A 13598-nucleotide genomic window follows, 5' to 3' on the forward strand; every position below is an offset into this window, starting at 1 on the left:
CGCCCGGGGACCACGGGCGGCTGCCCGTCCGGCCTCGGCGCGGGAGCTGCCCGCCCCTTCCCGGCGCCTCTCAACTACCGCGCTCCGCACGGAAGTTGAGTGCGGGCGGTGGGGTGCCGCGAGGAGCGTGGCTGGTTCCGCGCCGAATCCGGGAGCCAGTGCGCGGAACGGCCTCGCGCGGCCCGTTCCCGTGCGAGGCTGTCGCGTGGTGCATATACCTGAAGGGCTCAGGGCCGGGCCGGACCGCGCGGCGCCGGGACCCGGCCGGGGAGGGGCGGGACGATGTGCCGTGACCACGTGAGGGGCCCCGGCGCCGTAGGGCGCCGGGGCCTGTCCTCCCCTGTGCTGACCCGGAGCCCCGAGCTCCCAGGGTCATCCCCTGCGGACCGTTTTTCCCCGAGCGGTCCGCCTCCCGATGAAGATCTCCCCCGCGGCGCGGCGGTCAATCGTGACGGGGTGTCACTCGTATGAGGGGTGTTGCCGGGCGAAGGGGTATTTTCGAATAGGTATTCGATAGCCTGCGGGCGGGCGGTCATCGGCACGGGCCGCACGTCCGCCGCACCGGCGGACGCGGCATCGGCCCGGCGGCCGGAACAACGGGGCGGGCCGGGCCATCAGGACGAGCACGACAGGCAGCGAGCTTGGGGGTGCCAGACCATGGCGCGACGCATCGACGTGACGGGGGCGGACGGCGTACGTCTGGCCGCCTGGGAGTTCGGCGACCCGCCCAAGACCGCGGCGGACCGGGACGACGCTGGAGACGGCGACCGGGGCGCCGGGGGCGTGCTGTTACTGCACGGCCTGATGGGCCGCGCGTCGCACTGGGCGTCCACCGCCCGCTGGCTCTGCGAGCGGTACCGGGCCGTCGCCCTGGACCAGCGCGGCCACGGCCGCAGCGAGAAGCCCCCTCGGGCCGCCTTCAGCCGCGACGCCTACGTGGACGACGCGGAGGCCGCCCTGGAACAGCTCGGCCTCGGTCCGGCCGTGCTGATCGGCCACGCGATGGGCGCGCTGACCGCCTGGCAGCTCGCCGCGAAACGGCCCGACCTGGTGCGCGGGCTGGTCATCTGCGACATGCGGGCCTCCGCGCTCGGCGCCGCCTCGCAGCGGGAGTGGGACGCCTGGTTCACGGCATGGCCGGTCCCGTTCGCCACGCTCGCCGACGTCCGCAAGTGGTTCGGCGAGGACGACCCCTGGGTGGAACGGCCGAACCCGGCCCGGGGCGCGTTCTACGCCGAGGTGATGGCCGAGGCCGCCGACGGCTGGCGGCCGGTCTTCGATCCCGAGCAGATGCTCCGCTCCCGCGAGACCTGGGTCTACGACGCCCACTGGGAGGAACTGGCCCAGGTCCGCTGCCCCACCCTGGTGGTCCGGGGCCTCGACGGTGAACTGGGCCGGGCGGAGGCCCAGGAGATGGTCCGCGTCCTGCCCCGTGGCCAGTACGCGGAGGTCGCCGACGCCGGCCACCTGGTCCACTACGACCAGCCGGACGCCTGGCGGGCCGCCGTCGAGCCCTTCCTGGACTCCCTGACCCGCCCCTGACCCGCCCCTGACCACCCGCCGGCGGACGCGCCGGACGGGCGCACGGGCGCACGGGCGTACGGAGGGACGGGCGGGACGGAGGGCGGCCCGGGCACCGGACCCGCCGCCCTCCCGCCCGTCCCGCCCGCGTCGGTCCGCCCGCTCGCCGGCCCCTCCCGCCCGTCACGCCCTGCTGACCGCCGCGAGGATCTCCGGCAGCCGGGCCGCCGTGCGGGGGGCGGCCAGGCGCAGCCCGGCGACGGTGAGGGCGGTGCCGTACAGGGCGCCGGCGGGCAGCAGCAGCCAGGTCCACGGGCGGCCGCCGGCGCTCACGTTGAGCCAGATCGCCGCCGTGATGACCGGGGCGCACAGCAGCGCCGCCGCGACCATGCCGCCGAAGACGGAGATCCAGGCGAGGCCGGTCTGCCCGGGGGCGACGTTCTTGTAGCCCTCCTGCGGGATGGAGTAGGGGAACCGGGCCGACGTCCAGGCCCCGGTCGCCAGCATCGCCCCGAGCAGGGCGAAGGACAGGCCCAGCGCCTCCGGCATCCGCCGCCAGTCGCCCAGCACGGCCGCCGTCAGCACGGTCACGAAGGTGGCGTACGGCAGGGTGATCAGCACCAGGGCCAGCGCCCGGCCGCGCAGCTCGGCGTGGGCGTCCCGGGCGGAGGAGACCGTCGTCGCGACGATCCAGAAGGCCGAGGTGTCCTGGCCGAACTGGTTGTACATCATGATGCCGAGCATCCCGGCGGCGAAGCAGGCGAAGTAGACCGAGCCGGTGCCCTGCCAGGCGTTGAAGACCGGCACGATCAGGCCGATCGCCAGTGACGTCACCCACGCCGCCTTCGTCTTCGGGTCCCGCCAGACGTAGCGCAGGCTGCGGGCCGCGACGGTGCCGGTGCGGCCCGCGGGCAGCAGCCGGGCGAGCGCGTCGGAGGGGCGTGCGCGGACGGCCGCCCGCGAGGACGGCAGCGTGGAGCCGTCGGGCGCCGTCATCAGCCGGGTCAGCGACCGCGTCCACACGGCCAGCAGGACGGCCAGGGCAGCCGCGCACAGGGCGAGCCGGGCGGCGGCCACGGCGTGCGCGCCCTCGCCCGCCGCGTGCACGGCGGCGAGCGCGGAGGCCGGCGGGATCCAGGCGAGGACGTCCGCGACGGGGGCGAGCTGCTCCAGGCCGGAGGAACCGATCCGCTGGGCGCCGAAGTTGACCACCTGCGCGCCGACCGCGATCAGCAGGCCGCTGAGCACCGCGAGGTCCCGTCCCCGGCGGCTGCTCAGCAGCCGCACGTTGGCCGCCGCGACCGCCCGGGCGAGCGCCACGCACACCAGCAGGGCCAGCGGCACGGCGACCGCCGCGGCCGCGAAGGCGGCGGCGCCGTCCGCCACCGCGATCACCGAGCCGGTGAGCAGGCACAGTGTGAACAGCGGCCCGATGCCCACCAGTGACGCCACCAGCAGCCCCCGCACCAGCGGTCGCGGACGCAGCGGCAGCATCACCAGCCGGGTCGGGTCGAGGGTCTCGTCGCCGCTGGGGAAGAACAGCGGCATCACCGCCCAGCCGAGTGCCAGCACCGCCACCAGCAGGACCACCAGGGACTCCACGTGCCCGACCCCGCGCAGCGCGACCAGGCCGACCACCTGGAGCGCGGCGAACAGCAGCGCGAAGACCGCCGACGCGAGATAGGCGGCGCGCCGCCCGCCCGACCCGCGCAGGCCGTTGCGCAGCAGGGACAGCTTCAGCCGGACGAGGACGGGGGTGAGGGCGGGCGCGCTCACCGGGCGCCCCCGCCGCCGAGCCAGTCCAGATCCGAGGCGGCGTCCCGGCCGTGCGCCCCGACGAGGGCGAGGAACGCCTCCTGCAGCGAGGCCGCGTCGCCGCGCACCTCGGCGAGCGGGCCGTGCGCGCGGATCCGCCCCGCCGCCATCACCGCCACCCAGTCGCACAGCGACTCGACCAGCTCCATGACGTGGGAAGAGAACACGACGGTGGCGCCGGAGGCGGTGTAGCGCTCCAGGACGCCCCGGATGGTCTGCGCGGAGACCGGGTCGACGCCTTCGAACGGCTCGTCCAGGAAGAGGACTTCGGGGTTGTGCAGCAGCGCGGTGGCGAGGCCGATCTTCTTGCGCATGCCGGTGGAGTAGTCGACCACCAGCTTGTGCTGGGCCCCGGCCAGGTCCAGGACGTCCAGCAGCTGGGTGGCGCGCTGGTCGACCTCCGCGCCGGGCAGCCCGCGCAGGCGGCCCGCGTAGCCGAGGAGTTCGCGGCCCGAGAGCCGGTCGAACAGCCGCAGCCCCTCGGGCAGCACGCCGATGCGCGCCTTGACCCGGACCGGGTCGCGCCACACGTCGTGCCCGACGACCTCGACCGTGCCCGCGTCGGGCCGGAGCAGGCCGGTCACCATCGACAGCGTCGTGGTCTTCCCGGCCCCGTTCGGGCCGACGAGCCCGATGAACCGGCCCGCGGGCAGCTCCAGGTCGATCCCGGCGACCGCGACCTGCTGCCCGAACCGCTTCCAGAGCCCTTCCACACGTACGGCACCAGCACCCACCGCGTCTCCCTCCGTCGCCCGAAAACCCTACGGCGGGACCCGGGGGTCGCTCAGGGGCGCGCGGGCGCGCCGCCTAACGGTCCCGCCCGCACGCGTAGGCCAGGGGCGAGATCAGCTCCTCCGCGTCCGGCAGCCAGCGGTTGGCCGGAGTCGGCCGGCAGGCCCACTGCACGGCGCCCCGGGAGCCGAAGCGGGTGGGCGGCGCGGCCACCCAGGCGCCCTCGCCCAGCACCGCCAGATCCAGCGAGGCGGGCGCCCAGCCCAGCGCGCGGACCAGGTCGGGCACCTTCGCCGTCGCACCCGGCAGGACGAAGAACTCCATGCGCCGGTGCGGTGTCAGGGTGACCGGTCCCAGCGTGAGTTCCATCCGCTCCATGCGCGCGAGGGCGAGGAACCCGGCCGTCTCCGGGACGGAGACCGCGTCGAAGGTGCGGCCCGTGGGCAGCAGGACGGACGCCGTCGGCCGCTCCTGCCACAGACGGCGGGCGACGGTCGCGCTGCCCGTCGCCCGGTCCGCCCAGCCCGGTCCCTGGGGGTGTGCGCCGGGGGCGGGACACCCGGCGTCACCGCAGGAGCAGCGCTGGACGCCGTCCACCGGTTCGAGCCAGGTGCCCGGGAACACGTCCCAGTGCCGCTCCTCGACGTAGCGAACTGCGGTGTCCAGCAGCGATTTCCCGCGCTGCGTCGGGATCTGTGCGGCTTCGGTGCCCGGGATCGTCTCTTCCACGATGAACACAACTACGCCCGTCACCAGGGGTTACGCCCGTGCACGTGCGCGGGGGGAGAGCACCCGGCCCGCGACCGGGGCGCATGGGTGCACCGATGGGGGCGCGCGGGGGGATCCGCCTCCCCGCGTGGGTAACCAGGAGAAGGGCCGGGACCGGCAATAACCCCGGCAAACCTCACACACCTCGCATTTTCGGCACCGGGGCGGGGCATTGATCTTCACGGCCGCAACTCACCGCTGAGAAGCGGGAGGTACGGCCGCGGGAGCCGCCGAGACAGCAGGGGGTACGCCATGGCCGCGAGGCCACTCGTCGCGCGACAGCCGAACGAACGGCTGCAGGCGCTCATCCAGGAGGCCGGATGCTCCAACGCCGGCCTCGCCCGCAGGGTCAACCTGTGCGGGGCCGAACACGGCCTCGACCTGCGGTACGACAAGACCTCCGTGGCCCGCTGGCTGCGCGGTCAGCAGCCGCGCGGCCGGGCGCCGGCGGTCATCGCGGAAGCACTGGGCCGCAAACTGGGCCGCACGGTCACGATCGACGAGATCGGGATGGCCAACGGCAAGAACCTCGCCTCGGGAGTGGGCCTCCAGTTCTCGCCGACGGTACTGGGCGCCATCGAGCAGGTGTGTGAGCTGTGGCGCAGCGACGTGGGACGCCGGGACTTCCTGTCCGGCTCCTCCGTCGCCGCCTCCGCGCTGGTGGAACCCAGCCGGGACTGGCTGATCTCCGTCCCCGACGCCCAGGTGGCCCGCTCGGCGGGACCGCGCGTGGGCCCGTCGGACGTGGAGGCGGTGCGGTCCATGACCCAGGCCCTGGTGGACCTCGACCACCAGTACGGCAGCGGACACGTGCGCCCGGTCGTCGTGCACTACCTCAACAGCGTCGTCTCCGGGCTGCTGACCGGCTCCTACCGGGAGGCCGTGGGGCGCGAACTGTTCGCGTCCGTCGCCCGGCTGACCGAGCTCGCCGGGTACATGGCCGTCGACACCGGCCAACCCGGCCTCGCCCAGCGGTACTACATCCAGGCGCTGCGTCTGGCCCAGGCCGCCGGGGACCGCGGCTACGGCGGGTACGTGCTCGCCGCCTCCATGAGCCACCTGGCCGCCCAGCTCGGGAACCCGCGCGAGATCGCGCAGTTGGCGCGGGCGGCGCAGGAGGGCGCACGCGGCCGGGTGACACCGCGCGCGGAGTCCATGTTCCACGCCGCGGAGGCGCGCGGCCACGCGCTGATGGGCGACGCGCGCGCCGCCGAGACGTCCGTCGGGCGCGCGATGAGCGCCCTGGAGGCGGCCGACCCGGGCTCCGGGGACGACCCGCCGTGGATCCGTCACTTCGACGAGGCCTATCTCGCCGACGAGTTGGCCCACTGCCACCGCGACCTCGGACAGGCCCGGGCCGCCGAGCGGTGCGCGCGGGCGGCGCTGGCCGGGCACCCGGAGTCACGGGCGCGGCGGCGGGCGATCGGCCTGGTGCTGCTGGCCACGGCGCAGGTGCAGCAGCGGGAGATCGAGCAGGCGTGCAGCACGGGCCTGCAGGCGGTCGAACTGCTCGAAGGACTGCGCTCCGACCGCGGCGCCGAGTACGTGGAGGACCTGCGGCAGCGCCTGGAACCGTACCGGGACGAGCCGGCGGTCCGCGAGTTCGGCGCCCGCACCGCGCTGCCCGTCGCGGCGTGAGGGTGAACACACCGGAATCACCCGGCGTACGGCGGACTGCCCGCGCCCGTCGCGGAGTTGACGTGGGAAAGGAGCCATGAACAGCGTGCCGTGACGTGGTTTTGTTACTGCTCCCGCTGGGCAGGAGCAGCCGCCCCGTGCTGCGTGGCACCGCGCTCGGGGGACCCGGTAGCGTGAGCCGACGATGCACAAGGTCCCCCATGGGTAGGAGTACCGGTGACGCAGAGTGGACAGGGCGAGGAGCCCTCGGCGCGCCCCGCGCGCGAAGGCATCGTGCTGCCCTCCGACGGCGGTGAGCCCCTGGTTCCGGGCAGGTCGGCCCCGCCCGCCGGTCCCGTACCGGGTGCCCCGGGCACCGACGGCGGGCAGGCGCCCTCGGCGCCGTCCGGCGGCCGGACCTGGGTCGAGCCGTGGGGCCCGGGGCAGCAGGCGTCCGCACCGGTGACCGGCCAGGACTGGCAGCCCTCGGCGTCCGCGTCGCCGTCCCCCGGCCCGCAGCAGTGGGGCGGCTCCGCCGCGTCCGGCTGGGGCGGGCAGGGCGGTCCGGGCCCGCTGCCGCCCGAGGGTGCCCCGCCCGCGTCGCACGGCGGCCCGCCCGCCCACGGCGCCCACCCGCAGGGGCCGGACGCCGGATACGGAGCGCCGCCCGCCCCGCCGGCCGACGCCTACGGGGCGCCGGACGGCGGCCACGGCCCGCAGGGCGGCCACGGCGGGGCCCCGGCCCAGGCGGCCCCCTACGGTCACCAGGACCCCTACGCCCCGCACGACCCGTACGCCTCCCACGCACCCCACGCCCCCCACTCCGGTTACGGCGCCGGCGGCGCACAGCCGCAGGTGTCGCCCGAGGGCGCGACCCAGTACCTGCCGCCCGTCCCCGCCGGACCCGGGGCGGGGGCGCCCGACGGGGCGGAAGGGGCCACGCAGTTCCTGCCGCCGGTGCCCGCCGCCCCCGCCGACGAGGGCCCGACGCAGTACATACCCCCGATACCCGCGGCGGGCCCGGGCGCACTGCCGCCCGAGATGCCCGCCGGCACGCACCCCGCCTCGCCGCCGGGACACCACCAGGGCCCGGCCGGTCACGGCCCGTTCCCGCCCGCGGGGAACCCGGACGCCGAGGCCACCCAGTACATCGCCCCGGTCACCGACCAGGGCCCCGCCCCCTACGGCGCCCCCGCCGGTGAGGACCACCGGCAGCCGCCCGCCGAGTTCGACAACCTCTTCCGCAGCGACGAGGGCCCGGCCGGGGCCACCCAGCAGATGCCGCGCATCGAGCACCCGGCGCCCGGCCGGGCCGCGGCCCCGCCGTCCGGCCCGGGCGGTGGCGGCAGCCGGCGTGCCGCCGGGCCCGCCGGCCGGGGCGGTGGCGGCCGCACCGGTTCCCGGGTGCCCCTGCTCGCCGCCGTGGGCGTCGGCATCGCCGTCGTCGGCGTCGGCGCGGGCGCGCTGCTCGGCGGCGGGGGCGGCAGCGACGACGACGAGGGCGACCGGAACCAGCCGGTCTCCGCCACCGCCCCGGCGAGCACCCGGCCCTCGCCCACCCCCACCGTCGACCCGGCCCGGCAGCAGGCCGTCGAACTGGACAAGCTGCTGGCGCACAGCGGCGAGAGCCGGACCACCGTGATCAACGCGGTCGCGGACGTGAAGGAGTGCAAGGACCTGGCCAAGGCGGCCAAGGACCTGCGCGACGCCGCCGGGCAGCGCAACCAGCTGGTCACCGACCTCGAGGCGCTCTCCGTCGACAAGCTGCCCGACCACCAGGCGCTGACCACCGCGCTCACCAAGGCGTGGAAGGCGTCCGCCGCGGCGGACAACCACTACGCCGCCTGGGCCGACCAGACCGCCGGCAAGCGGGGCTGCCGCAAGGGCCAGGCGCGCACCACCGGCCGGACCCAGGCCGGCAACCGCGCCAGCGGCACCGCGACCGCGGAGAAGGGCAAGGCCGCCCGGCTGTGGAACACGATCGCCAAGCAGTACGGCCTCACGGAGCGCCAGCCGACCCAGTTGTGACCGAAACGGCAGCCGCGACGGGGGCCGGGGCCGGCGGAGGACATCCCGCCGGCCCCGGCCCCGTCGCCTCCCGGGTGGCGGCCCTGCCGCCCGCGCCCGCCGGACGTCACCTCACAGGTCGGCGTCCAGCAGGGTCTGCGTCACGTCGGTGAAGCCGTCGCGGGCCGACACCAGCCGGCCGTCCCGCACCACCTGGAGCGTCACCTGCGCGTTCACCAGCCGCGGATAGCCGACCGCGGCCAGCTTGTCCTGGAACGACCAGCGCAGCGTCGGGGTGAGCCCGCCGGTGGAGACCTTCAGCCCGCTCCGCAGGGTGCGCGCCACGGTCCGGGCGGTCACCTCCCCGCCGCCGAGCGACTCGACCGCCTGCCGCAGGACGGTGTACGCGATCCAGGTCGTCTGCACGCCCGCGTCGCCCGGGTCGATCCGGTTGTCGCCGAACGCCGCCTCCTCGATCACCTGCTTCATCGGCTCCCAGCGCCGGTCGCCGGCGTGCGGGTACCAGCCGGTGACGAACGACCCCTCGTAGGGGCCGGACGCCCCGCCGGAGGCGTCGACGGTGCTCTGGTCGACGCTGCCCAGCACCGTCCCGGTGCGCACGTCGGGGAACTTCTGGCGGGCCCGCCGGAAGGAGTCCATGAAGGTGCTCGTGCCGTCCCCGAGCGCCGGCACCACGCAGCCCTGCCGCTGCGGGTCGGCGGTGGCCCGCTCCAGCGCCCGCCGCACCTCGCCGTCGTACGCGGTGGCCTCCTCCGGCGCCCGCTGGTCGCCGGTCCGGGCGTGGCCGCCCGCCTCCAGCCCCGAGTCGAGCAGCTTCGGCAGCTGGTCCCCGGCGATGGTGTCCGGCCGGACCAGGGCGACCGGACCGCACCGGTCGGCGAGGGTGCGGCCCAGCCCGGCCAGCAGCGCGGGCTGGCCGCCGTTGACGGGGTAGGACAGCGGGCTGGTGAACTCCTCCTCGGTCATGCCGTAGCCGCCGATGTACGGGATGCCCGCCCCCTCCAGGGTGCGCAGGAAGGAGTCGGCGTGCTGGCTGTAGGAGCCGACGACGGCGACCGCGTCCTCCTCGACGGCTCGCCGCGCACACCGGGCGGCGGTGACGCTGTCGTTGCGTTCGTTGCAGGTCAGCACCCTCAGCTCGCGGCCGTCGAGACCGCCGCGCCCGTTGATCCAGCGGGCGTAGGCCCGGGCGAAGGCGGGCATGCCGGGCTTGTTGGTGGCGGCGGTCTTCTCCGGTGCCCAGGTCATGACGGTGATCGGGCCGTCGTCCCCGGAGCCCCCCGTGGCACCGGGGACGACGCCGCAGCCGGCGAGGAGCGACACGCACGCCGCGAACGCGCCCGTGGTCAGCGCGCCGGCTCTGAGGCGCCGGGGGAGGAGGCGCGAGAGGGGGCGGGGAAGGACAGTGCTGCGGGTGGGTCGCCTGCCGGTCATGGCCCCGCACGATTCCGTCACACGGCCAACCCCGGAGTGACCCTTGGTCGACGTCCGGTGACAGCGAGGTGAATTACGGGGTCCGGTGCCGGGACCGGACGGCGGAAACGTACGATCGACGACCGTGCAGGGTTCGGAGAACACTTCCCGTCGCGGCCGTCGCTCGTCCACCATGGGCGGCATGCCACTCAACGACATGCCGTGGTGGCGCTGGCGCAGCAATGTGCGCTCCGCGCTGCACATGCTCTCCGACCCCGGGTTCCAGCGGGACGTCTGGCTGGCCGGGGTGGACGGCTACGGGGACGTCACCGACGCGGTCTACCGCCTGGTCGAGGACACCTGGCTGGACAACTGGTCCGCCGAGAAGTACGTCGGCACGATCTTCCGCGACTCCCAGGAGGCCGCGCTGGTCGACACCGCGGTGCTGCGGGTGCTGCGGATCATGCACCAGGTCGGACCGGACGCACCGGTCACCGCCTACCTGGAGCACCAGGGCTGGCCGGAGGCGGTCCGGGCGGCGCGGGACGCGCACGTGCGGATGGCGGCGAGCGACGGCGAGGACCCCGACGCCCCGCCGCGCACCCTGGAAGTGCTGCAGATCCTGACGCGGTCCGCGTAGCGGAACGGCCCGTCGGCCGCCGGCCCCGATGTGGGACCCTTGCCCGCATGAGCGAGCAGTCCACCCGAGTCGCGGCCCCGGCCGACCAGTACGTCCTCACCCTGTTCTGCCCCGACAAGCAGGGCATCGTGCACGCCGTGTCGAGCTACCTGTTCATGACCGGTTGCAACATCGAGGACAGCCAGCAGTTCGGCGACCACGACACGGGCCTGTTCTTCATGCGGGTGCACTTCTCCGCCGAGGCCCCGGTCACGGTGGACAAGCTGCGGGCCAGCTTCGCCGCGATCGGTGACGCCTTCCAGATGGACTGGCACATCGACCGGGCCGACGAGAAGATGCGCATCCTGCTGATGGTCAGCAGGTTCGGCCACTGCCTGAACGACCTGCTGTTCCGGGCGCGCACCGGGGCGCTGCCGGTGGAGATCGCCGGAGTGGTCTCCAACCACACCGACTTCGCCGAACTCGTGGCTTCGTACAACATCCCCTTCCACCACATCCCGGTGACGAAGGACACCAAGCCCGAGGCCGAGGCGAAGCTGCTGGAGATCGTCCACGAGGAGCGGGTGGAACTGGTCGTCCTCGCCCGCTACATGCAGGTGCTCTCCGACGACCTGTGCAAGCAGCTCTCCGGGCGGATCATCAACATCCACCACTCCTTCCTCCCCAGCTTCAAGGGCGCCAAGCCCTACCACCAGGCGCACGCGCGGGGCGTGAAGCTGATCGGAGCGACCGCGCACTACGTCACCGCCGACCTCGACGAGGGCCCGATCATCGAGCAGGAGGTCGAGCGGGTGGGCCACGACGTCTCCCCCGACCAGCTCGTCGCCGTCGGACGGGACGTGGAGTGCCAGGCGCTGGCCCGCGCCGTGAAGTGGCACGCCGAGCGCAGGATCCTGCTGAACGGGCGGCGCACGGTCGTCTTCGCGTAGGTCCTGTCGGGCCCGGCGCCCGCCGCTGGGCGGGCCGGTCACATCCGGCTCAGACTGGCCGCCGCGTACAGCACGTCCCTGATCGCCTCCCGGTCCCCGACCTGCCCGGCCGCCGCCTCCTGCGGGGTCACGTGCCCGGCGGCCAGGCGGCAGAACTCCGCCCCGTCCAGGGCGACGTGGGCCACCTCGTGCTCGGCGGACCCCTTCGCGGCCGGCGAGTCCAGCGGGATCAGCCACTCGCCGCCGCCGGAGCCCTCGATCTCCAGCCGCAGGCTCCGCCCCGGTTCCCCCGCCGCGACCAGGCGCCGCTCGGCGGGCGCGGCCAGCCCGGACCGCCGGCGCGCCTCCAGCACGCTCGGCAGCATCCGGGCCGCCAGGTCGACCATGCGGTGCAGATGCCGTCCCGAGGGCGGCTCGTACGGGTAGTCGACGGCTTCCGCGATGTCCTCCGCGTGCACCCAGCACTCGAAGGCCCGGTCCAGCATGGCGTCGTGCAGCGGCAGTTCGAAGTCGCCGTAGGGGACCGGCAGGCCGCCGGTGCGGCCGCCGGTGAAGGACACGGTGCGCACCAGGTTGTGGGTCTGCTCCCGCCAGGGCGCCCGCACCGCGCGGGTGTGCGGGACGTGGGCCGCCCGCCAGTACGCCTCGGTGCGCGAGGCCGGGGTGTCCCGCTCCGCCGTGACCTCGCCGAGCGGGTCGTCCAGGCCGAGCGCGACGGCGACCATCCCGTCGACGGTCAGCAGGTGCGCGATCACCCCGGCGACCGTGGTCCGGCGGGTGGCCGCCTCGTCGGCCCGGTACCAGCGCAGCCGGACCGGGGCGTGCCACTCGGCGTCGCCGAAGTCCTGGAGCAGCGCGTCCAGCCGCGCGGTCTCCGCGTCGTACGCGGCGGCCCAGTCGGGCACGGGGATGCGCGGCGGGCGGCGTTCCAGGCAGGAGTCCAGGACGCGGGTGCGCAGGCCGGGGTCGAGGTCGAGGCTCTCGGGGCGCTGGAGCAGACCGACCGCCTCGCGCAGGCGCAGGGCCTCGTCGGCGCAGGACCCGCACTCGCCCAGGTGTTCCTCGACCGCCGCGGCCTCCTCCGGGGCGCAGGCGGCCAGCGCCCAGGCGCCCAGCAGGGAGGTCAGCACCCGGTGGTCCAGGACCGCCGGTTCGGCCCGGGGGACGACACCCGGGTCCCCGGCGGGGGCGGGCAGGGGCGACGTGCCGTCCTCCGCGGACGGCCGGGGGAGCGGGACGCGGGGGTCCGCGCCGGGTGCGCCGGGCAGCGTACCGTCCGCCCCGTATGCCGGGGGCGCGCCCGGACCCGGGCCGCTGTCCCGGCCCCGGGCGGACCCGCCGTGGTGTCCGCCGTCCTCGCCGCACCCGTCGCCGTGGCCGGCGGCGAAGCGGTCGTCGCTCATGCGGCACCCCCGATGCCCGGCGGGCCGCCCGAGGCGTCGGTGTCGTGGGCCGTGGAGAGCAGCTGGAGGCCCAGCCGCAGCCGGCGGCGGGCCTCGTCCTCGGTGACGCCGAGGTCGGCGGCGGTCTGCCGGTAGTCGCGCCGCTGGAAGTAGGCCAGCTCCAGGGCCGCCCGCAGCGGCACCGGCATGGACTGGACGATGTAGTCGGCGCGGGCGGCCACCGAGGCGTGGCGCACCTTGTGCTCCAGTTCCTCCGGCGTGCCGGGGCCGCCCCGGGCGAGAGCGGCGGTCTCGGTCACGCGCAGCCGCTGCACGGCCAGCCGGTGCGCCAGCCCGGCGAGCCAGGCGCGCAGGTTGCCCTGCCGGGGGTCGTAGGTGTCCGGGTGCTCCCAGACGTGGGCGAAGACGTCCCGGGTGACCGCGTCGGCGGCGCGCTCGTCACCGAGGACGCGGTGGGCGAGCCCGTGCACCAGAGAGGCGAAGCGGTCGTAGAGCTCGCCGAGGGCGGCCGCCTCGCCGCGCGCCAGCCGCTGCTGCATCGTGCGGTCCCCACGGGGCGGTACGTTCCGTTTCGCCATGCGGCCCCCTCACCCCCTGTCTCGCCTCTCCTGTGAATGTAGTCGGCGTCACCTGGGACGCACGCCCCTTTGTGGCAATGTGCGCCCCCCGCGCAGCCGTACGTGGTAGGAGGCCCTACCCCCCTGCAGCCGATCAGAACCGATCGAATAGGAT

Annotated in this window: 11 protein-coding genes; 5 read left to right on the forward strand and 6 right to left on the reverse strand. The window is 75.4% G+C overall.

Annotated features, from left to right (window positions below):
• Positions 1-657 precede the first annotated feature (657 nt).
• Positions 658-1542 (forward strand): alpha/beta fold hydrolase, encoded by an 885-nt coding sequence (locus ACSU53_RS17630; RefSeq protein ID WP_437028868.1) that lies wholly within the window; start codon positions 658-660, stop codon positions 1540-1542.
• Between the two features lie 162 nt (positions 1543-1704).
• On the opposite strand, the gene ACSU53_RS17635 is transcribed toward ACSU53_RS17630, so the two are convergent.
• The 3 genes from ACSU53_RS17635 to ACSU53_RS17645 all read right to left on the reverse strand — a co-directional run bounded on the left by ACSU53_RS17635 (position 1705) and on the right by ACSU53_RS17645 (position 4806).
• Positions 1705-3297, reverse strand: coding sequence for a transporter (locus tag ACSU53_RS17635; protein ID WP_437028869.1), 1593 nt, complete (start codon positions 3295-3297; stop codon positions 1705-1707).
• Positions 3294-4070, reverse strand: coding sequence for an ABC transporter ATP-binding protein (locus ACSU53_RS17640; RefSeq protein WP_437028870.1), 777 nt, complete (start codon positions 4068-4070; stop codon positions 3294-3296). Before ACSU53_RS17640 ends, ACSU53_RS17635 begins: the two co-directional genes overlap by 4 nt.
• A gap of 73 nt (positions 4071-4143) precedes the next feature.
• Positions 4144-4806: a bifunctional DNA primase/polymerase gene (locus tag ACSU53_RS17645; protein WP_437033248.1), complete on the reverse strand. Its 663-nt coding sequence runs from the start codon at positions 4804-4806 to the stop codon at positions 4144-4146.
• A 282-nt stretch (positions 4807-5088) separates the two neighbouring features.
• Between ACSU53_RS17645 and ACSU53_RS17650 the strand changes: the two genes are divergently transcribed.
• Positions 5089-6474, forward strand: coding sequence for a transcriptional regulator (locus ACSU53_RS17650; RefSeq protein ID WP_437028872.1), 1386 nt, complete (start codon positions 5089-5091; stop codon positions 6472-6474).
• 216 nt (positions 6475-6690) lie between these two features.
• A complete protein-coding gene (locus ACSU53_RS17655) occupies positions 6691-8481 on the forward strand; it encodes a hypothetical protein (RefSeq protein ID WP_437028873.1) in 1791 nt (596 codons plus the stop codon).
• A 111-nt stretch (positions 8482-8592) separates the two neighbouring features.
• Here ACSU53_RS17655 and ACSU53_RS17660 read toward each other — a convergent pair whose 3' ends face one another.
• Positions 8593-9915: an ABC transporter substrate-binding protein gene (locus ACSU53_RS17660; RefSeq protein ID WP_437028875.1), complete on the reverse strand. Its 1323-nt coding sequence runs from the start codon at positions 9913-9915 to the stop codon at positions 8593-8595.
• Positions 9916-10087: 172 nt separating this feature from the next.
• On the opposite strand from ACSU53_RS17660, the gene ACSU53_RS17665 reads away from it, so the two are divergent.
• Both ACSU53_RS17665 and purU read left to right on the forward strand, forming a co-directional pair.
• Positions 10088-10534, forward strand: a complete 447-nt coding sequence (locus tag ACSU53_RS17665) for an SCO4402 family protein (RefSeq protein ID WP_362099622.1) — start codon at positions 10088-10090, stop codon at positions 10532-10534.
• A 47-nt stretch (positions 10535-10581) separates the two neighbouring features.
• Entirely contained in the window at positions 10582-11463 is an 882-nt protein-coding gene (gene purU / locus ACSU53_RS17670; protein WP_437028877.1) for a formyltetrahydrofolate deformylase, read from the forward strand.
• A 38-nt stretch (positions 11464-11501) separates the two neighbouring features.
• On the opposite strand, the gene ACSU53_RS17675 is transcribed toward purU, so the two are convergent.
• Complete coding sequence (locus tag ACSU53_RS17675; protein WP_437028879.1) at positions 11502-12866, reverse strand: zf-HC2 domain-containing protein; 1365 nt, start codon at positions 12864-12866, stop codon at positions 11502-11504.
• Positions 12863-13444, reverse strand: a complete 582-nt coding sequence (locus ACSU53_RS17680) for a sigma-70 family RNA polymerase sigma factor (RefSeq protein WP_437028881.1) — start codon at positions 13442-13444, stop codon at positions 12863-12865. The genes ACSU53_RS17675 and ACSU53_RS17680 overlap by 4 nt, the downstream gene beginning before the upstream one ends.
• Between the last annotated feature and the right edge of the window lie 154 nt (positions 13445-13598).

The sequence above is a fragment of the Streptomyces sp. enrichment culture genome (assembly GCF_964273255.1).
Lineage (GTDB): Bacteria > Actinomycetota > Actinomycetes > Streptomycetales > Streptomycetaceae > Streptomyces.